Source organism: Aequorivita xiaoshiensis (assembly GCF_022008395.1).
Classification (GTDB): Bacteria; Bacteroidota; Bacteroidia; order Flavobacteriales; family Flavobacteriaceae; genus Aequorivita; species Aequorivita xiaoshiensis.
Window position 1 is genome coordinate 22,218 of record NZ_JAIRBB010000008.1, and the last position, 24,674, is coordinate 46,891.

General features: G+C 35.8%; 22 protein-coding genes and 1 riboswitch. Of the genes, 15 read left to right on the forward strand and 7 right to left on the reverse strand.

The window, feature by feature from the left end:
• Positions 1-30 precede the first annotated feature (30 nt).
• Positions 31-849, forward strand: a complete 819-nt coding sequence (locus tag K8344_RS09825) for an energy transducer TonB (protein ID WP_165149299.1) — start codon at positions 31-33, stop codon at positions 847-849.
• A 113-nt stretch (positions 850-962) separates the two neighbouring features.
• Positions 963-2,180: a bifunctional folylpolyglutamate synthase/dihydrofolate synthase gene (locus K8344_RS09830; RefSeq protein ID WP_237608607.1), complete on the forward strand. Its 1,218-nt coding sequence runs from the start codon at positions 963-965 to the stop codon at positions 2,178-2,180.
• Positions 2,181-2,236: 56 nt separating this feature from the next.
• Here K8344_RS09830 and K8344_RS09835 read toward each other — a convergent pair whose 3' ends face one another.
• Complete coding sequence (locus K8344_RS09835; RefSeq protein WP_139855943.1) at positions 2,237-2,581, reverse strand: hypothetical protein; 345 nt, start codon at positions 2,579-2,581, stop codon at positions 2,237-2,239.
• Between the two features lie 345 nt (positions 2,582-2,926).
• On the opposite strand from K8344_RS09835, the gene K8344_RS09840 reads away from it, so the two are divergent.
• Entirely contained in the window at positions 2,927-3,886 is a 960-nt protein-coding gene (locus tag K8344_RS09840) for a YheT family hydrolase (protein WP_237608525.1), read from the forward strand.
• 67 nt (positions 3,887-3,953) lie between these two features.
• Here the strand turns inward: K8344_RS09840 and K8344_RS09845 are convergent, their stop codons facing one another.
• From K8344_RS09845 to K8344_RS09865, 5 genes are all read right to left on the reverse strand, one after another.
• Positions 3,954-4,748 (reverse strand): TPM domain-containing protein, encoded by a 795-nt coding sequence (locus K8344_RS09845; protein WP_139855945.1) that lies wholly within the window; start codon positions 4,746-4,748, stop codon positions 3,954-3,956.
• Between the two features lie 18 nt (positions 4,749-4,766).
• On the reverse strand, positions 4,767-5,228 hold the full coding sequence (locus tag K8344_RS09850) for a TPM domain-containing protein (protein WP_237608526.1): 462 nt from the start codon (positions 5,226-5,228) through the stop codon (positions 4,767-4,769).
• A gap of 101 nt (positions 5,229-5,329) precedes the next feature.
• Positions 5,330-5,935 (reverse strand): LemA family protein, encoded by a 606-nt coding sequence (locus K8344_RS09855; RefSeq protein WP_237608527.1) that lies wholly within the window; start codon positions 5,933-5,935, stop codon positions 5,330-5,332.
• Positions 5,936-5,949: 14 nt separating this feature from the next.
• Positions 5,950-6,279: a MerR family transcriptional regulator gene (locus tag K8344_RS09860; RefSeq protein ID WP_139855948.1), complete on the reverse strand. Its 330-nt coding sequence runs from the start codon at positions 6,277-6,279 to the stop codon at positions 5,950-5,952.
• A gap of 48 nt (positions 6,280-6,327) precedes the next feature.
• On the reverse strand, positions 6,328-7,305 hold the full coding sequence (locus K8344_RS09865; RefSeq protein WP_237608528.1) for a M23 family metallopeptidase: 978 nt from the start codon (positions 7,303-7,305) through the stop codon (positions 6,328-6,330).
• A gap of 212 nt (positions 7,306-7,517) precedes the next feature.
• Here K8344_RS09865 and alaS point away from each other — a divergent pair, with 212 nt between their 5' ends.
• The 8 genes from alaS to K8344_RS09905 all read left to right on the forward strand — a co-directional run bounded on the left by alaS (position 7,518) and on the right by K8344_RS09905 (position 18,625).
• Complete coding sequence (gene alaS, locus K8344_RS09870; RefSeq protein WP_237608529.1) at positions 7,518-10,130, forward strand: alanine--tRNA ligase; 2,613 nt, start codon at positions 7,518-7,520, stop codon at positions 10,128-10,130.
• 84 nt (positions 10,131-10,214) lie between these two features.
• A complete protein-coding gene (locus tag K8344_RS09875) occupies positions 10,215-11,168 on the forward strand; it encodes a GSCFA domain-containing protein (protein WP_237608530.1) in 954 nt (317 codons plus the stop codon).
• 133 nt (positions 11,169-11,301) lie between these two features.
• Entirely contained in the window at positions 11,302-11,826 is a 525-nt protein-coding gene (locus K8344_RS09880; RefSeq protein WP_237608531.1) for a Riean_0653 family protein, read from the forward strand.
• 192 nt (positions 11,827-12,018) lie between these two features.
• On the forward strand, positions 12,019-13,887 hold the full coding sequence (locus tag K8344_RS09885) for an outer membrane protein assembly factor BamB family protein (protein WP_237608532.1): 1,869 nt from the start codon (positions 12,019-12,021) through the stop codon (positions 13,885-13,887).
• Positions 13,888-13,998: 111 nt separating this feature from the next.
• On the forward strand, positions 13,999-14,307 hold the full coding sequence (locus tag K8344_RS09890; protein WP_237608533.1) for a hypothetical protein: 309 nt from the start codon (positions 13,999-14,001) through the stop codon (positions 14,305-14,307).
• The gene (locus K8344_RS09895; protein WP_237608534.1) at positions 14,304-16,205 is read left to right on the forward strand and encodes a tetratricopeptide repeat-containing sensor histidine kinase; all 1,902 of its coding nucleotides are present in this window, start codon (positions 14,304-14,306) and stop codon (positions 16,203-16,205) included. The genes K8344_RS09890 and K8344_RS09895 overlap by 4 nt, the downstream gene beginning before the upstream one ends.
• Positions 16,206-16,286: 81 nt before the next feature.
• Positions 16,287-16,934: a response regulator gene (locus K8344_RS09900; RefSeq protein WP_139855956.1), complete on the forward strand. Its 648-nt coding sequence runs from the start codon at positions 16,287-16,289 to the stop codon at positions 16,932-16,934.
• Positions 16,935-17,080: 146 nt separating this feature from the next.
• Positions 17,081-18,625 carry a M20/M25/M40 family metallo-hydrolase gene (locus K8344_RS09905; protein ID WP_237608535.1) on the forward strand — a complete coding sequence of 515 codons (1,545 nt, stop codon included), beginning with the start codon at positions 17,081-17,083 and terminating at the stop codon, positions 18,623-18,625.
• A 152-nt stretch (positions 18,626-18,777) separates the two neighbouring features.
• Here K8344_RS09905 and metK read toward each other — a convergent pair whose 3' ends face one another.
• The gene (gene metK, locus K8344_RS09910; RefSeq protein ID WP_237608536.1) at positions 18,778-20,034 is read right to left on the reverse strand and encodes a methionine adenosyltransferase; all 1,257 of its coding nucleotides are present in this window, start codon (positions 20,032-20,034) and stop codon (positions 18,778-18,780) included.
• 357 nt (positions 20,035-20,391) lie between these two features.
• A riboswitch (SAM riboswitch) is annotated at positions 20,392-20,510 on the forward strand.
• 116 nt (positions 20,511-20,626) lie between these two features.
• Here metK and K8344_RS09915 point away from each other — a divergent pair.
• From K8344_RS09915 to K8344_RS09930, 4 genes are all read left to right on the forward strand, one after another.
• The gene (locus K8344_RS09915; protein ID WP_237608537.1) at positions 20,627-21,922 is read left to right on the forward strand and encodes an O-acetylhomoserine aminocarboxypropyltransferase/cysteine synthase family protein; all 1,296 of its coding nucleotides are present in this window, start codon (positions 20,627-20,629) and stop codon (positions 21,920-21,922) included.
• Positions 21,923-21,949: 27 nt separating this feature from the next.
• Positions 21,950-22,924, forward strand: a complete 975-nt coding sequence (locus K8344_RS09920) for an alpha/beta fold hydrolase (protein WP_237608538.1) — start codon at positions 21,950-21,952, stop codon at positions 22,922-22,924.
• 31 nt (positions 22,925-22,955) lie between these two features.
• Entirely contained in the window at positions 22,956-24,098 is a 1,143-nt protein-coding gene (locus tag K8344_RS09925; protein ID WP_338144600.1) for a homoserine dehydrogenase family protein, read from the forward strand.
• A gap of 119 nt (positions 24,099-24,217) precedes the next feature.
• A complete protein-coding gene (locus tag K8344_RS09930; protein WP_139855962.1) occupies positions 24,218-24,652 on the forward strand; it encodes an OsmC family protein in 435 nt (144 codons plus the stop codon).
• Positions 24,653-24,674: the final 22 nt, after the last annotated feature.

Genomic DNA, 24,674 nt, shown 5'->3' on the forward strand with positions numbered 1-24,674 from the left:
CTAATCTCGGTTACTAAGCGAAATCGAAGCATGAAACTTTTAGATACAGAACATAAACGTAAAAGTATGATTATCACGGTAATCGTGCATGTGATTATTTTAATTCTATTGTTTTATGTGGGTATGAAGTATCTCGACCCACCACTAGAGCAAGGAATTGCAATTAATTTTGGAACAACTGAAACTGGAAGTGGGGAAGTACAGCCTGTAGATAGAATTCAGTCTGCACCTAAAAACACTACTCCCGAACCCGTTTCTCAGCCTAAAGCTGAAATACGAGAAGAGGTAGTTACGCAAGACACGGAAGACGCTCCAATTATTAAAAAGGAGAAGCCAAAGAAGGAACAAACCCAGACTCCAGTAAAAGAAGAACCTAAAAAAGAGGTAAAAAAACCAGATCCAAAACCAGACAAGTCAACTACTGATGCACTATCAAGCATCCTAAATGGACCTAAAAGTGATGGCACTGCACAAGGTGGCGAAGGGAACGATGGAAAACCTGGAGATAAAGGGAGCCCAGATGGTGACCCTAATGCAAGCTCTTATTACGGAACAGGGAAAGGCCTAGATGGGGATGGAAATTATATGTTAGGAGGAAGAAAAGCACTTAACAAAGAAAAGTTTGTACAAGACTGTAACGAGGCTGGAACGGTAGTAGTTAGTATAGAGGTGGATAGAAGTGGAAAAGTAATAAACGCTACTCCTGGAGTACGTGGAACAACCAACAACTCTCGCTGTCTTATAGAGCCTGCTAGGCGTGCTGCACTAGCAACAAAATTTAATGCAGACGATAAAGCACCTGCAAAACAAGTAGGGAAAATCATTTACAGATTTAGTCTGTCTGAATAGATTATTTAGATTCTAAAAAAACTTCATTTATAGTTATCTTTAAGCCTTTATTAGTGCAATAAAAATGCATTTTTAAAGGCTTATTTTTTTATTCATTTTTAAATCTCTGTCTTATCAATTATTCTGAAACCATAGCATGGCTTTTTAACCAATTGCCAATGTATCAAAGAGTAGGGCAGTCTGCCTATAAAGCAGATTTGTCTGCCACAATTACCCTTGCCAATTATTTAAACAATCCAGAAAAGAGCTTTAAGAGCGTACATGTGGCTGGAACGAATGGAAAAGGCAGTACAAGTCATATGATTGCTTCCGTATTTCAGGAGGCTGGTTATAAAACGGGATTATATACTTCGCCTCACTTAAAGGATTTTAGAGAGCGAATTAAGATTAACGGTAATATGATACCTGAAGAATATGTTTCAGGATTTATACAAAGGCATAAACCGTATTTCGAAAGCAATCAACTGTCATTCTTTGAAATGACGGTAGGTTTGGCTTTTGACTATTTTAGAGAGGAGGAGGTCGATATAGCCATTATTGAAGTAGGAATGGGAGGTAGGCTAGATAGTACAAACATTATTTCTCCAGAGGTATCTGTGATTACAAATATTGGTTTAGACCATACAAAGTTCTTAGGGGATACTTTAGAAAAAGTCGCTTTTGAAAAGGCAGGAATTATTAAAGAAAATATTCCAGTAGTAATTGGTGAGGCCGTTTCAGAAACTGAAAATGTTTTTAGAAGAATTGCTGTAGAGAAAAATTCTGCAATAGAATTTGCCGAGGCAATAGACTCGTCTAACTATTTTTCAGATTTAAAGGGAATTTATCAACAGAAAAATATTAAAACTGTTTTAAGTGCTTTGAAGATTCTACAAAACAGAGGTTGGGAGATTTCTGAAGAAAATATTCAAAACGGACTTTTAAATACTGTCAAAAATACTGGCCTAATGGGGCGCTGGCAAATTTTGAATAAAAGCCCAAAAGTTATTTGTGATACAGGTCACAACAAGGAAGGTTTAAAACTAGTTCTTAAACAATTGCAAAACGAAGATTATCAAAATCTTCATATAGTTTTGGGAGTGGTTAACGATAAAGATTTGGAATCGGTGCTTCCACTATTTCCTGTAAATGCTACTTATTATTTCTGCAAACCAAATATTCCACGTGGTTTAGATGCCTCATTACTTTTATCAAAAGCAAGAGGTTTTGGACTAAAAGGCGAAGACTATTTTTCTGTGAATAGCGCTTATGAAGCAGCGAAAACTGCAGCTTTAAAAGACGATTTGATTTTTATAGGAGGAAGTACTTTTGTAGTTGCGGAAGTGGTATAAAAAAACCCTTTCGTCTTAAAGAGAAAGGGCTTTGCAACTATAATTATAATCACTAATTATTTGTTTTTGTTCCATTTAGCGTATTGCTCCTCGGTTAAGGTTTTCTTCATAATATCATCTAATGAAGAGTCAAATTTTTTCTTATTTGCGATTACATTTGCGTCTGTTGCATCTTTACCTTCAATATGCTTTTGATAGTTTATTTCTTTAGCAACAAGAGCTCTGAAAATCGTTCTACTTTGTTCCCCGTTTAGGTTTAAAGTTTCAGTTAATTCAGCAGTTTCTGCTTTTGCAATTACTTCAGGTCTGTTTTTGTCAACAGATAAAGATTGTGCTGATATGTTTTGAATACCAAAAAGCATAGTAGCTGCAAACGCAATTATTGTAAATAAATTTTTCATCTTTTTTATTTTTAATTTTAAAGTTACTAAAATAGTATATTCTGTTTATAATAGAACAATTATTACGCCAAAATTAACTAATACTTTTTATTTTTCTTTACATAAAGTGTTTCATGCTAAATAAGCCAACTTATAATTCTTAGAAATGTGGTGAAATCTCTAAGTTTCTATAAGCTTTAAAAGTGTTTTTCTTTAGGACCTATTCTCAATATTTAATATACTCAGTTGTTGACAGATAAGCCTGATAGTGATAGGTGCAATATTCTTTACTCCCACGCCATATATAAATATAAATAACGCTTATCTTTAAGGAAAGCAAGTATTAACTAATAAGAGATTGTTGTTATGCCTTATATAAGTAATTCTTCTTATGAAACGGACTTCATTTTCCAAAATGGGCATATATCTACTATTTATTCTGGAATCATCAGAAAATTAGAGTCGCCAGAATATCGGCGAAAACGATTGTTCTTGACAGATGGCGACTTTCTACTTTTAGACTATGTATTGCAAACCTCTAAAAAAGCAATTATATTGTGTCACGGGTTAGAAGGCGATTCAAAGAAAAACTACAATAACGCCTGCGCCAACTTTTTTATAGAACAAGGATACTCGGTCTTTGCTTGGAATAATCGCAGTTGCGGAGGTGAAATGAATTTACTTCCCAACTTATACCATCATGGGTCTATTGAAGATTTAGGAGCTGTAATAAATTATGTTTTAGCTCAAAATATTGAAGAAGTTTTTCTAGTTGGCTTTTCATTAGGAGGCGATCAGATATTGAATTATCTCGGTAGAAAGCAAGTTTCTGAGAAAATAAAAGCTGCCGTGGCTATTTCTGCACCTTTTCAATTAAAATCTAGTGCTGAGAAAATTCAGGGAGGAATAAGCAAAATTTATTTAAGCCGTTTTATTCGAAAGATAAGAGGAAAAATTCAGCAGAAATCGGTTCAATTTCCAAGTTTGATTTCAAAAGAAATATCTAAAAACATTAAAAGTTTTGAAGATGTTATCGATAGGTTTATCGTTCCTGTACACGGTGGATATACAGATCTTGCCGACTATTATAAAAAAGCTTCTCCTGCATATTCTACTGATGGCATAAATATACCAGTGTTAGTTTTAAACGCTTGGGACGATCCTATCTTAGGCAAGGAAGATCATCCTATTGCTTTGGCTGAGCAGCATAAATATCTATATCTAGAAACTCCTCATCACGGAGGGCATTGTGCTTTCCCTTTAAAAATTTCAAAGCATCCCTATTCTGTAGTTCGCGCTTTTGAGTTCTTTAAGAACAATACATGATAAGATCGGTACGATTGGATTTGGATAGAAATTTCTGATCTTAATTTGGGTGAATGAATTTTTGAGATTACCAACCACCGCTAGCACCACCACCGCCAAAGCCACCGCCACCGAAGCCGCCTCCAAAGCCGCCTCCGCCACCGAAACTTCCGCCGCCTCCAAAGCTACCACCGCCACCACCAAAACCTCCACGGCCAAGACTACTTAGCACGATAATATCTAATAGGGTTCCACGTCCGCCACCACGACCCCCACGACCACCTTTATTCATTAGGGCGATTATAATGATGATAAATAGGAAGATTAGAAAAAATGGAATAGGAGCAGCATCCTTTTTTCCAAAATCACGGTCTTCCTTAAACTCACCTTTTAAAGCTGCAAAAATGGCATCACTACCTTGATCAAGACCAGCGTAGTAGTCGCCAGCTTTAAAATTTGGGATGATAATTCGATTAATGATTCGCTCAGCCATTAAATCGGTTACACGATATTCTATTCCATACCCGGTATTAATATCTACTCTTCGATCGTCTTTGGCTAGCGTTATTAAAATTCCATTATCCTCACCCTTCTGACCGATACCCCATTTTTGTCCCCATTCGGCACCAAGCATGGAAATATCCTCACCATTTGTAGAACCAATAATAATACAAACAATCTGGGTAGAAGTTGAATCGGCATAACGAATTAACTTACTTTCTAACGCAGATTTTTGGGATGGCGTTAGAAGATTTATATAATCGTAAACCGAAGTTTCAACTGCAGGCTTAGGCGGAATTTCGTATTGCGCCAATACATTTCCAGAGATAAGCCAAGCAATGAAAAATACGAGAATTGTGGAATATTTCTGAATTCTAATCATTAATATTTTTTTTACAAACTATCCTACAGAGATGTCGTCTGGAAGTTCGTTTTTATCATCTTTTTTATAAGGGAAATGTTTTTTCAGCTGTTGTCCAGCTTTTAAAATTCCATCGACTAAACCTTGTTTCATATCACCATTTTTAAAGTGATTAATGATTACGTCTTTAGTGCCTTCCCAAAAGTTTTGACCAACAACGTCATTGATGCCTTTGTCGCCCATAATAACTAATGTGCGGTCTTCAACAGCTACGTAAATTAACACTCCATTACTTTCTTTAGTGTTGTGCATATTAAGCATTTCAAACACTTCAGTAGCTCTATCAAAAGCGTCAATGTGTTCATGGGGTTCTTCAGAAGATATCGATTCTGCTTCAAGGTGAACCCTAATCTCACCTGATGTATTCTTTTCTGCTATGCGAATAGCTTCAACAATTGCAGATTCTTCTTCCGATGTAAGAAAGTCTTCTACTCTAGACATATTTTACTTAGTTTAAATTATCTAAAATATTTTCGGCTAATTGTGATTAATAGCAATCTAAATTGCTGAACCAAGCCGAAAATATTTCAGAAAATAGATTATTAATTGTCCGATCCGAAGTCAAAATTAACCTCAGGAGCGCTGTCGGTTCCTTCGTCTGCTTTAAAGTAGGCTTTTTCATTGAAACCTAAGATGCCAGCAAATATTTTAGTAGGAAACTGTTTTACTTCAGTATTAAAAATCCTTGCTTGTTCATTAAATCTATTACGCTCTACGTTAATTCTGTTTTCTGTACGTTCCAATTCGTTAATTAACTCCTTAAAGTTTTCGTTTGCCTTTAAGTCTGGATAGCGTTCAAAAACGGCTAATAAACGTGAAAGTGCAGAAGTAAGCCCTTGTTGAGCCTGTTGGAACTGTGCTAACTGTTCAGGTGTAACGTTAGATGGGTCGATGTTTATAGAAGTTGCTTTACTTCGTGCTTCTGTTACTTTAATCAAAGTTTCCTGCTCAAATTCGGCGTATCCTTTGGCAGTGTTTACGATGTTAGGAATAAGGTCTGCTCTTCGTTGGTATGAGCTCTCTACGTTAGACCATTGTGCAGTAGCTTTTTCGTCTAATACTACTAGTTTGTTATTTACTTTTGCTAAGTATAATCCAATCAATAGAATTCCACCAAGGATTATAATTATTGGTAACCATTTTTTCATAATGAAGTTGATTTTTAGAGTTGTTCTTTAATTTTAATTAGTTCTGCTTTTACCGATTCCAATTTGCGAATAATTTCAAATTGGTCTAGTGTTTTCTTTTTATTTTCTTTTAAATGAATTTTTGCACCCTCCAAAGTAAATCCGCGCTCTTTAACCAAATGATAGATAAGTTCAAGATTCTTGATGTCTTCTTGTGTAAACTTTCTATTTCCTTTGGCGTTTTTTTTTGGTTTTAAAACGTCAAATTCCTTTTCCCAAAACCGTATTAATGATGTGTTCACATCAAAAGCTTTGGCAACTTCGCCAATGCCGTAATACATTTTTTCTGGGAGGTCTATGTGCATTATTTAATTTAAGAGTTAATAATGTTTTAAGTTGTATACTGGGCTAGATTAATCGAGAGACTGGTTTTCTTCTTGTGATTTTCTCAAGATGTCAGCAAATTCTTCCGCAGTTAAACTTCCATAATAGAAGTTTATTGGGTTAATGCGTTCGCCGTCTTTAAACACCTCATAATGGCAGTGTGGAGCCTGACTTCTACCAGTACTTCCAACAAATCCGATGATATCACCACGTTGCACTTTTTGCCCAACTTTCACATTGTATTTATATAAGTGCGCATAAAGGCTTTCATATCCATAGCCGTGATCTATAACTACATGATTTCCATATCCACTCGCTCTGTTATCGGCACGTACAATTTTTCCATTTCCTGTTGCGTAAATTGGAGTTCCCCTTGGTGCGGTGAAATCCATGCCATAATGAAATTTACGAGCTTTTGTAAATGGGTCTGTTCTATAGCCATATCCAGAGGCCATTCTCGTTAAATCTTTGTTTTTAACCGGCTGAATTGCTGGAATTGCCTCTAATAACTTTTCTTTTTCTTCAGCCAATTTAGCTATCTCATCTAAGGATTTAGATTGGATGACGATTTGTTTTGTCAAAATATCTAAATTGCGTGTAGAGTTTATGATTAGTTTAGAATTATCAAAACCTTCTAAATCTTTATATCGGTTTATTCCTCCAAAACCTGCTTTACGCTGTTCCTCTGGGATAGGGTTCGCTTCAAAATATATACGGTACAAATTGTTATCTCTTTCTTCCACCTCAGATAAAACAGCTTGTGCTTGCTCCATTCTTCTGTTTAAAAGCTCAAACTGCAATTGCATATTTTGAAGCTCGCGTTGTAAGGATAACTCTTTAGGAGTTTGAACCGAGGGAAGGTTTAGGTAAATGATGAGAAGTATAAAACCACTCAAAAACATCCCTAGAATACTTAAGGCGAAGATTTTTATTTTTCTCCCTTTTTTCTTCTCTATTTTTTTATACGAAAGTGTTTCGCTATCGTAATAATATTTAACCTTAGACATGCGTTAAAAAATTGCTATTTTTGCGCGTTGATTATCAGCGCGAAGTAAAGGTAACGTTTTTACAAATATAGAAATTGTTTGCTAGTGCGCCTAACCAATAATTTTAGCATAATTTTATAATAAATTGAAACATCTTATCTGAAATCTTAAGATAATTAAAAAGTTTAGACCCAGGATGAGACAAGACCTTCAGAATTAAATAAAAACAAAACATGAAGTCAAAGGAAATACGTTCCAAATTTTTAGAGTTTTTCAAGTCGAAAGAACACCTTGTAGTTCCATCGGCACCAATGGTTGTGAAAAACGATCCAACGTTAATGTTTATTAATAGTGGGATGGCCCCATTTAAAGAATATTTTTTAGGCAATGGTAAGCCAAAGAGTAACCGTATTTCTGATACTCAAAAATGTCTTCGCGTAAGTGGAAAACACAATGATCTTGAAGAAGTAGGGATGGATACTTATCATCATACTATGTTCGAGATGTTGGGGAACTGGAGTTTTGGAGATTACTTTAAAAAAGAAGCAATCGAATGGGCCTGGGAACTCTTAACCGAAGTTTATAAAATAGACAAAGATATTCTTTACGTAACGATTTTTGAAGGTGATAAAAACGAAGGTCTAGAGCGCGATACTGAAGCTTATAATCTTTGGAAACAGTTTGTTCCTGAAGATCGAATTCTCAATGGAAACAAAAAGGATAACTTCTGGGAAATGGGAGATCAAGGACCTTGCGGACCTTGTAGCGAGATTCACGTAGATATTCGATCTGCGGAAGAAAAGGCAAAAATTTCAGGAAAAGATTTAGTAAACCAAGATCACCCACAAGTTGTTGAGGTTTGGAATTTGGTTTTTATGCAATTCAATAGAAAAGCAAATGGAAGCCTTGAAAAATTAGCTGCGCAACACGTCGACACTGGAATGGGCTTCGAACGATTATGTACGGTTTTACAAAATAAAACTAGTAATTACGATACAGATGTATTTACTCCGCTAATTCGTGAAATTGAAGCTATAACTGAAACTAAGTACGGGAAAGATGAGAAAATAGATATCGCAATTCGCGTAATTGCAGACCACGTTCGTGCCGTTGCATTTTCTATTGCAGATGGGCAGTTGCCAAGCAATACTGGTGCTGGTTATGTAATACGAAGAATTTTAAGAAGAGCAATCCGTTATGGTTTTACCTTCCTAGATAAAAAAGAACCGTTTATTTATAAGTTGGTGGCTACACTAACAGATCAAATGGGAGAAGCTTTCCCAGAACTTGTTTCTGAGAAAAACTTAATGACCAATGTTATTCGCGAGGAAGAACAATCGTTTTTAAGAACATTAGATCAAGGGCTAGTTTTACTCGAAAATATAATTGAATCGACAGATTCTAAAGAGATTTCTGGTAAAAAAGCTTTCGAACTTTATGATACTTTCGGATTCCCGATAGATTTAACCGCGCTTATTTTACGTGAAAGAGGATATTCCTTAAACGAAGAAGAATTTAATGCAGAGCTTCAACAACAAAAAGATCGTTCTCGTGCTGCAACTAAAGTTGAAACTGGCGATTGGATTGTTTTAGAAGAAGATGAAGTTGAAGAGTTTGTAGGCTACGATACCTTAAAAACGCAAGTAAGAATTACACGATATCGCAAAGTAGAAAGCAAGAAGGATGGCGAAATGTATCAGCTTGTTTTCAACCTAACACCATTTTATCCTGAAGGAGGAGGGCAAGTAGGTGATAAAGGATATTTAAAAGCTGCAGATGGTGGTGTAACTTATATCGTAGATACTAAAAAGGAGAATAATTTAATTATACATTTCTCTAAAACACTACCGCGTAATATAGAAGATCCATTTTTGGCCGTTGTGGATGAGAAACAACGCTTTAGAACTGCTTCCAACCATACAGCAACACACTTACTTCATCAAGGATTAAGAAATATATTAGGCGATCATATTGCTCAAAAAGGAAGTATGGTTCACAGCCGAAATTTGCGATTTGACTTCTCACACTTTTCGAAAGTGACAGCTGAAGAGTTAAAGCAGGTTGAAGATTTTGTAAATGCTAGAATTCGTGAAGGAATTGCTTTAGAAGAAAGAAGAAATATTCCTTACCAACAAGCTATAGACGAGGGTGCAATTGCACTTTTTGGAGAGAAATACGGCGATGCTGTTCGCGCAATTAAGTTTGGAAAATCGATGGAACTTTGTGGGGGTACTCACGTTGGGAACACCAATGATATTTGGCATTTTATTATTACTTCAGAAGGGGCTGTTGCTTCTGGAATTAGAAGGATAGAAGCTATTACTGGCGATGCTGCAAAGCAATATTTTATTGATAGAAGTGAATCGTTTGCATCACTTCAAAAAGCGCTGAATAACGCTAAAGATCCAGTGAAGGCCGTAGAGAACTTACAAGAAGAAAACAGCAATTTGCAAAAACAGATTCAGCAGTTGTTGAAAGACAAAGCAAAGAATTTAAAAGGCGATTTAAAAGCTGAAATAAAAGAAGTAAATGGCATCAACTTCCTTGCGAAAAAGATAGATTTGGATGCAGGCGGAATGAAAGATTTGGCTTTTGAAATGGGCGGAGAGTCTGAAAATTTATTTTTAGTATTTGGTGCAGAAAATGACGGAAAAGCATTGCTGGCTTGCTATATTTCAAAAGAATTAGCTCGAGAAAGAGATTTGAATGCTGGTAAGATTGTTCGAGAGCTTGGAAAATTCATCCAAGGAGGCGGGGGTGGCCAAGCATTCTTTGCAACTGCAGGAGGTAAAAATCCAGCTGGAATTGGTGAGGCTTTAGAAAAGGCTACAGATTATCTGAAGTAATATAATCACTTTGCATGCTCTGCGTCTCTGCAGTAAATTTATACAGCAAAGACGCAAAGTATGTGGAGGAGTTTTTAAAATATCATGAAACTTCAAACCGAAATACCATTAACGCCCGAAACAAATCAGATAGATTATTCTTCAAAAATGCTGCTCTTAGGAAGCTGTTTTTCGGAAAACATTGGAGCGAAGTTCGACTATTTTAAATTTCAAAATATTCAAAATCCATTTGGAATAATATTCAATGTTGTTTCACTTGAGAAATTGGTGATGCGTGCCATTGAAAACAATCTTTTTTCTGAAGAAAATATATTTAATCACCATGGCATTTGGAAATGTTTTGAGGCCCATTCAGAGCTTAATTCAATAAATAAAAATCAGTTTTTAGAAGGGCTTAATGCATCGCTTAGAGTTTTGCGAGAAGCTTTATTTACCTCTACCCATATCATTTTTACTTTAGGTACTACGTGGGTTTATAGAAGTATTGAAAGTAATGAGGTAATTGCAAACTGTCATAAACTTCCACAGAAAAACTTTAAAAAAGAACTTCTTTCGGTTGAAGAGACTACAAGAAGTCTTCAAAATTTACAAAATAAGATCTCAGAAGTAAATCCTCAAGCTATTGTATTATTTACTGTTTCTCCGGTAAGGCATATTAAAGATGGCTTTGTTGAAAATACGATTAGTAAAGCACATTTAATTTCGGCCATTCACCAATCCTTATCAGCTCGAACGGAGTCGAGCAGCTTCTACTTTCCATCTTTCGAAATTATGATGGATGAACTCCGTGACTACAGGTTTTACACTGAAGATATGCTTCACCCTAACAAAACCGCCATTGAAATTATCTGGCAGAAGTTTTCAAATGTTTGGATTTCTTCTAAAACACAATCCTTGCAAAGGGAAATAGCAGCGATACAAAGTGGACTACTTCACAAACCTTTCAACGCTGAAAGTGAGGAGCATCTTCTATTTTTGGAAAAGCTCAAACAGAAAATTTCTTCAGTTAAAGAGCTATTTCCTCACATCCATTTTTAAAAATTTTACTATCTCGCGTCTTAATTCAAAATCTCATTATACGTCAATTGCCTTATTGATATGAATTTCTTTTAGATGCAATTTTGTTTTTATAATAATTAAACTTCCAAATAGGAAATTAAAACCGAAAATTATGAAAACATTCAACAAGATTTTTTTAGTCTTAATGTCAGTGCTAGCATTAAGTTTAACCTCTTGCAGCAAGGACGACGATGGGGGGCAAGACCCAACGGGTGGAACAGGAACTTTTAAAGCCAAAGTAGATGGAGAATCTTTTAACTCCCTAAACGGAACTGTTGTCGGAGAGATTACTCAATCTGGTCCAACTAAAGCTTTTGTCATTAGTGCAGGTACTTCCGACTCGGAAAATTTACAAATGGTAATCACAACTTTTGATGGGGTGGGAACCTACGATCTAAATTTCACCAATATAGGTACGTATAGTTATTTGCCAGACCCAATTAACCCAGACCCTAATACGGTTGTCATTTATACTACTGGTAACGGGCAGCCTACAAATGGCGAAATTAAAGTTTCAAGTTTTGAAAATAACATTGCTAAGGGGACCTTTAGTTTCACAGCCTACAATCTAGATAATCTATCGCAATCTGTTTCTGTTACAGAGGGCGAGTTTAACATTGAAATGACCGTAAACTAGGGTGTTATAGAGCATATTATCAGATTAAACCGATTTCAAGACGCAGGTTTTGTATTCGGTTTTTTTATTAAACTACTTGCGCTGGATAACGTACTCTATAATTATTTCTTACTTAGTAATACGTCAATTGCCTTATTGATTTTACCCTCAGACGTGATCATATTTGAATCATAAACTAATAACCAAAATATTATGAAGACCTCAAGAAAATGTTACATGCTTTATGCCATTTTGTTCTTAACGTTAAACACTGGTATTGCGCAAAGGGCGGAGCAACCTGATTTTAGATATGATACAGGTGCCAAGATAAATGATATGATATTAACTCAAGGAGGAACAATGGTTGTTGCTACTAATAATGGTTTAGTGGGGATTAAGCCAGGTAGCAACCAACTGTTGTTTAATTTTACCGAATACGGACGTGTAAAACCCGAGGAACTTACTTTTGTGCCAAATGCGCCATACGTTATAGTTGCGCAAGGTGGGTTCGCTAATTTAACTGCAAAGAAATCAGTTATCGATTATATGTCTGGACAAGTACTTTTTAATACCGAAAGTAATGGTTGGAAAGTTGCTTATAGTTGTGAAGTGAAAATGCCACAGAACAAATTAGTGGTTACAGGGCAACGCCGATCAGATGAAAAATATGCAACTGCTGTGGCTGTTTATGATTTAAATAGTGGAAAGGAGGATTATCGTTTTAATCTCGGTGAACCTGGAAAAGTTTCTGTGGGTGCAGGAATGCAACCGAGCGGATCTGTTTTATTGTTGAAAGATTACCTTATTGTTCCAACAACTAAAGGGTTATTGGCAAAAAAAGCACAGACAGGTGAAACTCTTTGGCAGAATGATATGAAGAATATAAATTGGATGGTAGCTGATGCTGCTGAGAACGAAATATATGCATTCGAAAGTGTAAATCAGGGTAAAAACACCCGAATTCATAAGGTGGGTGTAAATGGAACAGAACTTTGGAAAGATGATCATAAGGTAAAGGGGCAAGTAGTAAATTTTGAAATCCTACCAAACGGAATAGCAGTAGTTAGCAATCAAAGTGACGGGGGGAATAACAGCATATTTGCAACGAAAAACGAATCCAATATTGCATTTTTAAGTGCTGTAAATGGGGAAGATCTTTGGGATAAAGCACCCAAAACCAAAGGCTATGTACAGCACTTTTATGTAATGGAAGACGGTATTCTCTTCGGAATTTACCAAGGGGGTATCAATAAGATTTCATTTGATGGAGAAACGCTTTTTAAAAAACCATTAAAGACGGGAGAAAATATTTTAACTATGGCGCATACCCCACAGGGCTTGATCTATATTACTTCGGAAGACGCCAATATTGTAAATCTGGAAAATGGTGAGCAGGTTTGGCAAAAACCGCTTAAATATAAAAGAGCAGGAGCGGTAAGTTCAACTCTCGACAAAAGGAACAATCGCTATTTAATTAGCGCAGATGAAACTTTGTACGCTGTAGATGCAACCTCTGGTGATGTTAGCATTTTGGTCGAAACTAATTTTGAAGGCAAGGAAGATCCTTCACACGTTGAGATTCGTGATGGCGGTATTTTATTAACCAGCGATCAAAATATGCAATTAGTAGATTGGGATGGCGAAAAGCAATGGCACGAATATTATCGCGCACCTGGTAAAAGTGCCATGGGTGCAGTTTTAGCTGGGGTTGCAGCCGTAGCTACGGCTACGACGGCTGTAGCTGCTGCAAATTCGTCCATGCAGAACAAGCTTGCAGGATATGATGAAAAATCTGAAAGCGATGCAAGATTGGCAGGAGCAATGGCTGCTGCAAGTGGCGCTTCGGTTGCAGAAATGTTGAAACGGTTTAAAGCTACCGCTGCAACCAGAAACGACCAATTTATACTTACTAAACTTGACGATGGTGTTGGCTTGGTGAAAGTTAATAGAGATACTGGTGCTAAAGAAAAAGAAATTGTATTAAAGGATAAGCAGCCGGAATATATAGTGGATGAAATAGGTGGTTTGCTGTATTATAAAGCAGATAATAATTCAATTTTCGCATACGATCTTAAAAAGTAAACGGAATCAAAAACTTTTTTTAACCACGGACGAGGTGAGGAGCGTTCAAGGTTTTGAAACCCCATGGGAATCCATGGGGTTAAATTATTTTGAACATGGCAAATAAGGCAGATGCCCTATACGTTTGATTCAAAAGAAGATATATCTTTATTTATTAAAAGTCCTATGGAAATAGATTTTACAATTCTTTTTATTGCCATTCTTACCCTAATTATTTCAGGAATGTTATGGTGGCACTATATTGTTCGCAAAATGGCTATGCAAATACATTCACAAATTAAGGAGAAAATAAATATAGCTATTAAGCAACATAGTAACCAACTTGATTTTCGGGCAAAAAAATTGGATAATTATAATTTTTTAATTCATAATTTAGAGCAGGCTTTAATTATTCAGCCCGAAATAACTTTAAAAATATGATTAGATTTTTATTTTGCTTTGTATGTATAATATTTATTGAAGCTAACTTATTTGCGCAACCAAAAAAAATCGATAGTCTTAACCATTATGCTGTCTCAATCTATAAACAATCCCCTCAGGAGGCTGTAAAGATTTTAAATCAAGCATTACGATTAGCCCAAGATGGTATGTATATTCCTGAAATAGCAAAAACTAAAAATAATCTTGGAATTGTACAGCGAGATTTGGGGGCTTTGGAACTAGCGATGTCATTGTCTAAAGAGGCTTTCGAAGCTAGCCCAGATTCTCTCGTGAGAGCTTCGGCACAAAACAACTTAGGGGTAATAAATAGAAAACTGGGCAATTACGAAGACGCTCTTGAAAACTATATTTATGCCGATAGAATATACGAAAAGATGGGCTTAGAAAAAGAGCAGGCCACGGTGAATAATAATATAGGGATGGTCTATAGCATGTTACAAATGAATGAAAAAGCCGTAGAATATCACGAAAAAGCGCTTACATTTTTCAAAAAAATTGCTGACAAAAAAGGTATTTCAGAAGCAAAAAACAATATAGCGATTATCCATGCATCTGAAGGTCGATTCGAAGAGGCGCTTTTATATTTTAAACAATCTTTTGCGATTGAGAAATCCTTGGATGATAAAAAAGGAATGGCTGAATCGGTCAACAATATTGGGGGTGCCTATTATTACCTTGGAAGGATAGATTCTGCGGTACATTACTTTAAAAAATCTGCAATGATTGAAAAATCCATCGGTAATTTTTCGGGAGTAAGTGCTAGTTATAACAATATTGTTCAAGTTTTGCTTGACAAAAATGAATTGAACGAGATTGAGGTTTATTTGGATTCGGCCTATCAATTCGCGAGACAAAGTCAAACCGCCGAGGACATTGAGATGTCCCTGCTAAATTATTCAGATTACTATGCAGCTAAAAAAGAAATTGGACCATCCTTTGAATATTATAAAAAATATGTAGCCTTTAAGGATAGTGTTTTAGGTAAATCCAATATGGAGACGTTGCAAGAAATGGAGGTAAAATATGATACCGAAAAAAAGCAAAATGAAATTCTACAACAACGTGCCCAACTAGCAGAAAAGGAAATGGAGGTACGCCGAAAAAATACTTTTATTTTCGGCAGTCTCGGCCTAGTTTTGGTTCTCGGGCTGCTGGGCTATTTACTCTATAATCAGCAGAAACTTAAAAACCACCAACTTCAAAAGGAAAGTGAGTTAAAAACGGCTTTGGCAAAAATTGAAACCCAGAATAAACTGCAAGAACAGCGTTTGCGTATTTCTCGAGACCTTCACGACAATATTGGAGCACAGCTCACTTTCATCATATCTAGTATTGACAACCTAAAATTCGGCTTTACAGATATTGGTGAAAAACTTGGCAACAAACTTAGCGCTATTAGCGTCTTTACCTCCCAGACCATTTATGAACTCCGCGATACCATTTGGGCGATGAACAAAGAGAGAATAACTTTTGAGGATTTACAAGCGCGAATAGCAAACTTTATTGAGCAAGCAAAAAACGCATCGGAAAATACCGAGTTCTCATTTAACATTGAAGAAAGTGTTGACGAAACACATGTGTTCTCGTCTGTTGAAGGAATGAATATTTACAGAATTATTCAAGAGGCGGTAAACAATTCATTGAAATATGCTCTTGCCGACGAAATCGAGGTAAATATTTCAAAAGAAGGTGAGCAGTACCAAATTGAGATTGCCGATAACGGCAAAGGATTTAATCTCGAGACAATCGATATGGGCAACGGCCTTAATAATATGAAAAAACGCGCCCGGGAGATTGATGGTACACTTGAAGTTCAAACCTCTAAAAATGGAACTTCTATTTTGCTGAGGTTGGCAAAACCATTTACAGAAGGATAAATTAATACGGCAAATGCCCTATTTTACGGTTGTCTTTTTTGAGCTAAATTCATTATCTTTAAACGACTAACCGAAAATAAAATGTTGAAACTCGCTATTGTTGACGATAACTCCTTCCTTATTCATGCCATAAAGGAAAAATTATCTTTTTTTGAAGATGTTTCGGTAAAGCACACCTCGTTAAATGGCAGTGAGCTGCTTACAAAACTACAGGAAAACCACAATCTCGATTTAATATTGATGGATATTGAAATGCCTGTTTTAAACGGTATAGAGACCACCCAAATGGTAAAGCAGAAATATCCGCATATCAAAATAATTATGCTAACTGCCTTTGACAATGACGAACATATTTTCAACGCTATAAAAGCAGGTGCCGATGGATATTTGCTGAAAGAAATTAACCCCAAAGATTTATACGAAGGTATTTTTGAAACACTAAATGGAGGTGCAGCTATGACTCCTTCTATAGCTATGAAAACTCTAAAACTACTTCGAAATCCTATCGATATTCAAAACCTAAGAGATAAAGAACAAATCTCCCTGTCCGCACGTGAGGTTGAGGTTTTAGATCAATTAAGTAAGGGTTTGACTTATACTGTAATTGCAGAGCATCTTTTTTTATCGCCTAGCACTGTGCGAAAACATATTGAAAATATCTACAAAAAACTTCAGGTACACAGTAAGATTGAAGCTGTTCAAAAAGCGAGAAACCACAATATTATTTAATACTTTAGACCTTCCCTATCATTTAATACTTAGAATCGGGCATTTTCTATTTCTGTGGTTTGTTTGTAAAACTTTTCTTAATATAAAATATATTGTAGTTTTAGCTTTTACATTTAAAATTTGATACCGAACACAAACCCCTCATTATGAAAAAACTATTGACGCTTGCCTTTTTAATGTCGGCAACCTTTACAATCTCTGCACAAGAGAAAGATCCTGTAATTGATAACATTTTAAAGGAGGCTTACGAAAACTCACAACTAGAAACTCTTGGTCACGAATTAATGGACGACATTGGTCCGCGATTGGTGGGAACCCCACAAATGCAAAAAGCACACGATTGGGCGGTTGCAAAATATAAATCTTGGGGTATTTCTGCCGAGAATCAACAGTATGGTGAATGGAAAGCTTGGGAGCGAGGTATTACTCATATAGATATGGTTCACCCTAGAGTACAATCTTTAAACGGAACTCAATTAGCTTGGAATCCTGGAACATCAAAAAAAGGTGTTACTGCTGAATGTATTATTCTTCCAGAAGTAAAAGATTCTATATCATTTCAAAAATGGCTTCCTAATGCAAAAGGTAAGTTTGTGATGATTGCAATGAAACAGAGCACAGGAAGACCTGATTACAACTGGGAAGAATGGGCAACTCCAGAGTCTTTTGAAAAAATGAAAAATGAAAGAGAAGCTCAAACTAAGGCTTGGAATGAAAATATTAGTAGAACTGGTTACAACCGAAGAAGTATTATTTCTGCATTAGAAGATGCAGGTGCAGCTGGAATTATAGATAGCTATTGGTCTAAAGGTTTTGGCGCTAACAAAATTTTTGCGGCGCGTACTAAGAAAATACCAACTGTAGATATTCAATTGGAGGATTACACTATGTTATATAGAATGGTTGAGCATGGTGATAAACCTAAAATAAATATAATAGCACAATCTAAAGACTTAGGTGTAGCTCCTGCTTTCAACACTATTGCTGAAATTAAAGGAACTGAAAAACCAGACGAATATGTAATTCTTTCTGCTCATTTTGATTCGTGGGATGGAGGAACAGGTGCTACAGACAACGGTACAGGAACTCTTGTAATGATGGAAGCAATGCGTATTTTGAAAAAAGTGTACCCAAATCCTAAACGCACAATTCTAGCTGGGCATTGGGGAAGTGAAGAGCAAGGACTAAACGGATCTTCTGCCTTTGTTGCTGATAATCCAAAAATCGTAAAAAATATGCAAGCAGCTTTTAATCAAGATAACGGTACAGGGAGAGCTGTTAAAATTAACGGAGCAGGATTCTTACACTCTTACGATTATATTTCTCGTTGGTTAGCTGCAGTACCAGACACTATTAGCAAGCATATTGAAACAACTTTTCCAGGATGGCCGTCAAGTGGAGGTTCAGACAATGCTAGTTTTGTAGCTGCGGGCGCACCTGCTTTTAATTTGAGCTCTTTAAGCTGGAGTTATTGGAACTATACTTGGCACACCAACTTAGATACCTACGATAAAATTGTTTTTGACGATGTGCAACACAATGCTATTCTAGCTGCAATCATGGCTTATAAAGCTTCGGAAGATCCAGAGTTTACCTCTAGAGAGCAAATAAACCTTCCAATTAATAAACGAACTGGCGAGCAACAAAAGTGGCCTACGCCAAGAACTCCAGAAAGAAAAGGAGGAATGTAAACCTTAAATGCACCAAGTAAAAAATCCCATGTTCCAAAGTATTCAATTGGAATTTGGGATTTTTTTATTTTTATAGAATCGAGAACTATAAATGTAATAGGTTTCGACTTTAGTTTATCCTGAGCCAAGTCGAAGAGCTCAACCTGACTTTGTTAAATGTTAAAAGCTTTTTTTACTTTATCGACATATTCCAATTTTTCCCAAGTGAAAAGCTCAACTTCTTTTTCTACTTTTCCGTTGTACGGGCTTTCAAAAGTTTTATTAATGGTTTGAGGAGTTCTTCCCATATGTCCATAAGCAGCCGTTTCAGAATAAATAGGCTCTCTAAGTTTTAATCTTTTTTCAATTGCAGCTGGGCGCATGTCAAAAATCTTTGCCACTTCTTTAGCAATCTCACCATCAGTAAGATTTACGTTTTTAGAGTTGTAAGTGTTTACTAAAATTGAAGTAGGTTCTATTACACCAATAGCATAACTTACCTGTACCAAAATCTCATCAGCTACACCTGCAGCAACAAGGTTTTTAGCAATATGTCTAGCCGCATAAGCTGCACTTCTATCAACTTTACTTGGGTCTTTTCCGCTAAAAGCACCACCACCGTGAGCACCTTTTCCACCGTAAGTATCAACGATTATTTTTCTTCCTGTTAAGCCTGTATCTCCGTGTGGTCCACCAATCACGAATTTTCCAGTTGGATTAATATGATAAGTAATATCATCGTTAAATAATTTTTGAACGTGCTCAGGGAATTGCTTCTTAACGCGAGGAATAAGTATTTTCTTTACGTCATTTTCAATTTTTTTAAGCATAACCTTGTCGTCCTCATCAAAGTCGTCGTGCTGTGTAGAAACAACAATTGTAACAATTTTTTGTGGAATATTGTCATCGCTGTATTCAATTGTAACCTGGCTTTTTGAATCGGGACGCAAATACTTTATTTCGTCCTCTTCTCTTCTAAGCGCTGCCAATTCATACATTATTTTGTGTGAGATATCCAATGCCAAAGGCATATAATTCTCTGTTTCTTTGGTAGCATAGCCAAACATCATTCCTTGGTCTCCCGCACCTTGTTCCTCTTTTTTTTCGCGATCTACACCTTGGTTAATATCTTGAGATTGTTCGTGAATTAATGAAATTACCCCACATGAATCCCCACTAAATTGATACGCGCCTTTAGTGTAACCAATTTTATTAATTACATCACGGGCAATCGTTTGTACATCTAGATAAGTATTGCTTTTTACTTCTCCAGCAAGAACAACCTGACCGGTGGTAACTAAGGTTTCACAAGCAACTTTACTTTCTGGGTCGAAAGCTAAAAAATTATCTAAAAGCGCATCACTAATTTGATCTGCAACTTTGTCTGGATGTCCTTCAGAAACGCTTTCTGATGTAAATAAATAAGCCATAATCTGTATTAAATTTTTAAAAAACATTAAAAACGACCTAGAATAAAATGTTTTAAGACTTGCCTAATGGCTTATGACTTACATTTATGTGAATAGCCTAAAGTCCTATATTTTATAGTCTTAAGTCATTTATTTAAAAAAAGATTTGACGGGTCGCGACCTTGGGAAGTTCTCACTGCCTTTAGCATTTTTTAGGGAGGTTGCAATCAGTCAAATCTTTCCTCTTAAATTATCTGCTGCAAAAGTATAGAATTTAAATGAACTGAAGATTTGTTTTAAAAATTTTTGACAAAAAATTAGGTTATTAATTTTTTCCGACCCTATATTTGCACACACAAAGTTCAAACTTTTATTGAAATGTTATCAAGAAAGGCCGAGGGAATAGACCCTATGACGCCTTAGCAACCCTTTCTCCGGAATGAAGGTGCTACATTCTACAACTATCTTGAATTATTAGGATTGATGATAGATAACGACAAGTCAGTTTCTTTTCTGAAGCTGCTTTTCATTTATTCTTTTTAACATTTTTCTATTGTCCCGAATTTATTTCGGGATTGGTTTAATCTATTTATTAACTCAAAAAATTAGAAAAATGAGTACAAAACACAATTTCGCAACAAATTTGTTGCACGCAGGACACGACGTAAACGCAAATGGAGGAACTAGAGCAGTCCCAATTTACCAAACCTCCAGCTACGTTTTTAGAGATACAGACCATGCGGCGAATCTTTTTAATCTCTCCGAGGCAGGATATATTTACTCTCGTCTTAACAACCCAACTTGCGATGTATTGGAAAAACGATTAGCAGCTTTGGAAGGCGGTATTGGTGCAGTTACAACAGCTTCTGGTGCAGCTGCTGTATCAACAGCATTGTTGACGCTGCTTCGTGCTGGCGATCATATAGTAGCATCTAGCAGTTTGTATGGCGGAACTTTCAACTTGCTGAATGTTACTTTAACGCGGTTAGGCATTACAACAAGCTTTGTAGATGCTTCTAATCCTAAAAATTTCGGAAACGCAGTCAAAGAAAATACGAGAGCTGTTTTTATCGAATCGATTGGAAATCCCAAATTAGATGTTCTTGATATAGAAGCTATTGCCGCTGAAGCAAAAGAGAATAAAATCCCGTTGATTGTTGATAATACCGTTGCTTCCCCAGCCTTATTGCGACCTATTGAATACGGAGCAAACATTGTAATCCATTCACTTACAAAATACATAAACGGAAACGGGACAACTCTTGGAGGGGTTATTATCGACGCTGGGAATTTTGATTGGACTAATGGTAAATTCCCTGAATTTACTGAGCCATCTGCAGGATACCACGGATTGATTTACGCTGATGTTTTAAAAGAAGTTGCTTTTATTGCCAAGGTTCGCATGGAAGGTCTTCGCGATTTTGGTGCAGCTTTAAGTCCGTTTAGCGCTTTTCAAATTTTACAAGGATTAGAAACCTTAGAAATCAGAATAAAAAAACACAGTGAAAATGCACTGAATTTTGCGAAATGGTTACAAAATAGAAAGGAAGTAGCTTGGGTAAATTACCCAGGTTTGGAAGATAACAAGTATTATAATTTAGCTCAAAGGTATCTTCCAGAAGGGCAAAGCGGACTTGTAACTTTTGGTGTAGAAGGCGGATATGAAAGTGCTAAAAAAGTAGTTGATAGCGTAAAAGTTTTTTCACTTTTAGCAAATATTGGCGATACAAAATCTTTAATTATACATCCTGCAAGTACCACTCACCAACAACTAAATGAAGTAGACCAAGCCTCATCTGGGGTGTCTCAAGATTTAATTAGACTTTCCGTGGGATTGGAAAATATAGAAGATTTAAAAGCTGATTTAGAACAAGCGTTTCAGGAAGTTTTTAAAGAGCAATTGGTTTAAATAAATAATCTTCTTATAGCTAAGATAATGTCTCAAATCACACAGCTAAAAATAAAAGAATACACCACACAAAGCGGTTTGTGCTTAAAGAACCTTCCCTTAACCTATCAGGTTTTTGGGAGGGAATTAGGCTCAGCTCCAATTGTTTTGGTAACTCACGCGCTAACAGGAAACAGTAATGTATGTGGTGAAAACGGTTGGTGGAAAGCTTTAATTGGTCCTGAAAAATGTATAAATACTAATAAATACACCATTCTTTCATTCAATATTCCAGGGAATGGATACGATGGTTATCTCATTAAAAATTATGAAGTCATCACAACCTACGATGTTGCTAATTGGTTTATAAACGGATTAGAACAACTTAAAATTTCATCAGTATTTGCTGGAATCGGAGGTTCATTAGGAGGAAGTATTTTATGGCAAATGGCAGTTTTAAAACCTGCATTATTTCAGAAGTTAATCCCTATTGCTACCGATTGGAAAGCTACCGATTGGGTAATTGCACAATGCAGAGTGCAAAAGCAACTATTAAATAATTCAGAAAATCCTGTTCACGATGCACGCATTCACGCGATGACATTTTACAGAACTCCACAGTCTCTTAAACAAAAATTTAATAGAAGTTTAAATGAAATTGCTCCATTGTATAATGTAGAAAGTTGGTTGCTTCATCACGGTAATACGTTGCAAAACCGCTTTCATTTACAAGCCTATAAGTTGATGAATCATTTATTGATGACTGGCGGTTTACAATCTGAAGATGAGTTTTTACAATTAGCTTCAACAATTGAAGGAGATATTCATTTGGTTGGAATAGATAGCGACGGATTTTATTTAAATGAAGAAATAAAACAGACGTATTCTTTATTAAAAACTAAAAAAAGTAAAGTGCATTTTTCTGAAATAAATTCTATTCACGGACACGATGCTTTTTTAATAGAATACGAACAATTGGCGGAAATTCTGAACCCCATTTTTAATTCAGATGCCTTGCTGTAAAACAGGCAAGAAATTAATAAAACAAAAAACTATGAGCACTCAAATATTAGATAACGAGGTGTCGAACCTTATAGATTTAAATAATATAAAAAAGAAGAAAATAAATATTGCCATTTTCGGTCATGGCAATGTTGGTCGCCATTTAATAGACCAAATTATATCCTCTAAGGAAGAAATATCTAGAAGGCGCGATTTAGATTTGAATATTTTCGCAGTTGCAAATTCAAAAACAGTTTTGATTAAGCAAAAGGGTTTAAATGAAAACTGGTTGGAAGAAAAACAGGAATTTGGACAAAAATTTAGCGTAGAGGATGTTATTTCCTTTGCAAAAAACCACAATCTTCAAAATCTGATTTTAGTTGATAACACGGCTGATGCTGAATTTGTGCATAATTATGAAACCTTTGTTGAAAATGGTTTTCACTTGGTATCTTCAAATAAGATTGCCAATACTTTAAACTTGAAGTTTTACCAAAACCTTCGAAAAAAGTTAACTGCAAAAAAGCGTCATTATTTATATGAAACAAATGTTGGAGCTGGACTTCCATTGATAGATACCATCAAACTATTACATCTTTCAGGAGAAAATATCACTCGTATTCGAGGTGTGTTTTCTGGTTCCTTAAGTTATATATTCAACACGTTTTCAGAGTCTGATAGAACTTTTAGTTCAGTTTTAAGATCGGCAATTGATAAAGGATATACTGAGCCTGACCCGAGGGAAGACCTTTGTGGTAATGACGTTGGAAGGAAATTGCTTATCTTGGCGCGTGAATTGGATTTGCACAATGAATTGAAAGATATTACAATTCAGAATTTAATTCCTAAGGATTTACGGAACGTTTCAAAAGAAGAGTTTTTGGGAAGATTGAAAGAGTTGGATGTTCCGTTTCAAATTAAAAAGAAAAACCAGTCCAAGGACTTTGTTTTTCGATATGTAGCAGATTTGCACGGCGATTTGTCTAAGGAAACGGGAGCTCTTTTAAACGTAAGTTTAGTAAGTGTTTCTAAAAATAGCATGTTAGGTGCTTTAAAAGGAAGCGATTCAATTTTTGAAATATACACAGAGAGTTACGGTGATAATCCAATTGTAATTCAAGGCGCCGGAGCTGGTGCAGCTGTTACTGCTCGTGGTGTTTTTGGAGATATTTTGAGAATAAGTGATAAAGATTAAAAAAAGATTTAAGACGGCTGCGTTGTAAGAAGCTAGACCTAAAACTAAAAATACAAAAATAGTACTAGGCGTTTTTTCTTACCGTTTTAAGCATTAGTAATAAAAGAAAACTTATAAATATGAAAGTAAATTTAGAGCGTAAAAACGATAAGTTTTTATTTGAAGCAAAAGGAAATTCTGGAGTTCCGGTTTATATAGACAACAAAACAGATGAGGCTTCCAAAGGAGCTAGTCCTATGGAACTTTTATTAATGGGTGTTGGAGGATGTAGTGCCATTGATGTTATTTCAATATTAAAAAAACAAAGACAAGAAATTACTTCTTATAAAATGGAAGTAGAAGGTCAACGCGAAGAAGTTCGTGAGGCAAAACCATTTAAAGCTATTCACGTAACACTTTATTTGGAAGGTGATATTGATGAAGCTAAAGCAGTTCGCGCAGCAAAATTAAGCTTCGAGAAATATTGTTCAGTTTCAATAACTATGGAGGCTTCGGTAAAAGTGACTTATAGCATTGAGTTAAATGGAAAGAATTTAAATATTCTAGAGGGTTAAGCTAAACTTGTATTAGGTTATA

What these genes read in the sequence shown, in the direction of transcription:
- K8344_RS09930 (WP_139855962.1), top strand. Translation starts at nt 24,218, where the DNA reads ATGAAAGTAAATTTAGAGCGTAAAAACGATAAGTTTTTATTTGAAGCA.
- metK (WP_237608536.1), bottom strand. Translation starts at nt 20,034, where the DNA reads ATGGCTTATTTATTTACATCAGAAAGCGTTTCTGAAGGACATCCAGAC.
- K8344_RS09885 (WP_237608532.1), top strand. Translation starts at nt 12,019, where the DNA reads ATGAAGACCTCAAGAAAATGTTACATGCTTTATGCCATTTTGTTCTTA.
- K8344_RS09825 (WP_165149299.1), top strand. Translation starts at nt 31, where the DNA reads ATGAAACTTTTAGATACAGAACATAAACGTAAAAGTATGATTATCACG.
- K8344_RS09855 (WP_237608527.1), bottom strand. Translation starts at nt 5,935, where the DNA reads ATGAAAAAATGGTTACCAATAATTATAATCCTTGGTGGAATTCTATTG.
- K8344_RS09865 (WP_237608528.1), bottom strand. Translation starts at nt 7,305, where the DNA reads ATGTCTAAGGTTAAATATTATTACGATAGCGAAACACTTTCGTATAAA.
- K8344_RS09905 (WP_237608535.1), top strand. Translation starts at nt 17,081, where the DNA reads ATGAAAAAACTATTGACGCTTGCCTTTTTAATGTCGGCAACCTTTACA.
- K8344_RS09850 (WP_237608526.1), bottom strand. Translation starts at nt 5,228, where the DNA reads ATGTCTAGAGTAGAAGACTTTCTTACATCGGAAGAAGAATCTGCAATT.
- K8344_RS09840 (WP_237608525.1), top strand. Translation starts at nt 2,927, where the DNA reads ATGCCTTATATAAGTAATTCTTCTTATGAAACGGACTTCATTTTCCAA.
- K8344_RS09920 (WP_237608538.1), top strand. Translation starts at nt 21,950, where the DNA reads ATGTCTCAAATCACACAGCTAAAAATAAAAGAATACACCACACAAAGC.
- K8344_RS09900 (WP_139855956.1), top strand. Translation starts at nt 16,287, where the DNA reads ATGTTGAAACTCGCTATTGTTGACGATAACTCCTTCCTTATTCATGCC.
- K8344_RS09835 (WP_139855943.1), bottom strand. Translation starts at nt 2,581, where the DNA reads ATGAAAAATTTATTTACAATAATTGCGTTTGCAGCTACTATGCTTTTT.
- K8344_RS09860 (WP_139855948.1), bottom strand. Translation starts at nt 6,279, where the DNA reads ATGCACATAGACCTCCCAGAAAAAATGTATTACGGCATTGGCGAAGTT.
- K8344_RS09915 (WP_237608537.1), top strand. Translation starts at nt 20,627, where the DNA reads ATGAGTACAAAACACAATTTCGCAACAAATTTGTTGCACGCAGGACAC.
- K8344_RS09845 (WP_139855945.1), bottom strand. Translation starts at nt 4,748, where the DNA reads ATGATTAGAATTCAGAAATATTCCACAATTCTCGTATTTTTCATTGCT.
- K8344_RS09880 (WP_237608531.1), top strand. Translation starts at nt 11,302, where the DNA reads ATGAAAACATTCAACAAGATTTTTTTAGTCTTAATGTCAGTGCTAGCA.
- K8344_RS09875 (WP_237608530.1), top strand. Translation starts at nt 10,215, where the DNA reads ATGAAACTTCAAACCGAAATACCATTAACGCCCGAAACAAATCAGATA.
- K8344_RS09895 (WP_237608534.1), top strand. Translation starts at nt 14,304, where the DNA reads ATGATTAGATTTTTATTTTGCTTTGTATGTATAATATTTATTGAAGCT.
- K8344_RS09890 (WP_237608533.1), top strand. Translation starts at nt 13,999, where the DNA reads ATGCCCTATACGTTTGATTCAAAAGAAGATATATCTTTATTTATTAAA.
- K8344_RS09925 (WP_338144600.1), top strand. Translation starts at nt 22,956, where the DNA reads ATGAGCACTCAAATATTAGATAACGAGGTGTCGAACCTTATAGATTTA.
- alaS (WP_237608529.1), top strand. Translation starts at nt 7,518, where the DNA reads ATGAAGTCAAAGGAAATACGTTCCAAATTTTTAGAGTTTTTCAAGTCG.